The sequence below is a fragment of the Salmonella enterica subsp. diarizonae genome (genome assembly GCF_008692785.1).
GTDB classification, from domain to species: domain Bacteria; phylum Pseudomonadota; class Gammaproteobacteria; order Enterobacterales; family Enterobacteriaceae; genus Salmonella; species Salmonella diarizonae.
This window is the reverse complement of the sequence record NZ_VXJV01000033.1, coordinates 1-706: the sequence shown is the minus strand read 5'-3', so window position 1 is coordinate 706 and position 706 is coordinate 1. Positions and strand designations below refer to the sequence as shown.

The 706-nt window shown below is 49.7% G+C and carries 1 tRNA gene and 2 rRNA genes; all 3 read left to right on the top strand.

Annotated elements, in window-relative coordinates:
• Positions 1 to 78, top strand: a 16S ribosomal RNA gene (locus F4V72_RS23980); the annotation flags it as partial.
• Between the two features lie 85 nt (positions 79 to 163).
• Positions 164 to 239: transfer RNA gene (locus tag F4V72_RS23975), tRNA-Glu, on the top strand.
• A 357-nt stretch (positions 240 to 596) separates the two neighbouring features.
• A 23S ribosomal RNA gene (locus F4V72_RS23970) occupies positions 597 to 706 on the top strand; the annotation flags it as partial.

Here is a 706-nt window from a genome sequence, read left to right as displayed (position 1 = left end):
ACCACTTTGTGATTCATGACTGGGGTGAAGTCGTAACAAGGTAACCGTAGGGGAACCTGCGGTTGGATCACCTCCTTACCTGAAAGAAACGGTCTTTGCAGTGCTCACACAGATTGTCTGATGAAAAGTGAAAAGCAAGGCGTCTTGCGATTGAGACTTCAGTGTCCCCTTCGTCTAGAGGCCCAGGACACCGCCCTTTCACGGCGGTAACAGGGGTTCGAATCCCCTAGGGGACGCCAGCGTTCAACTGATGAGGTCAAACTCCCAGGGGACGCCACTTGCTGGTTTGTGAGTGAAAGTCACCTGCCTTAGTATCTCAAAACTGGCTTACGAGTCATGTTTGAGATATTTGCTCTTTAAAAATCTGGATCAAGCTGAAAATTGAAACAAGAACAATTCCGATTGTTCATGAGTCTCTCAAATTTTCGCAATCATGAAGATGACCTGTAAAAGGTGAAGTGAGCGAAGTGAAGACAAGGCGTACCGCACGCAGCGAGCGCAGTGGACTTGATGTCCATGAGCATCGCGAGTACGGAACAACGCAGTATTCACAACGCGCAACAAACCGGACAGAACAAGACATCTTCGGGTTGTGAGGTTAAGCGACCAAGCGTACACGGTGGATGCCCTGGCAGTCAGAGGCGATGAAGGACGTGCTAATCTGCGAAAAGCGCCGGTAAGGTGATATGAACCGTTATAACCGGCG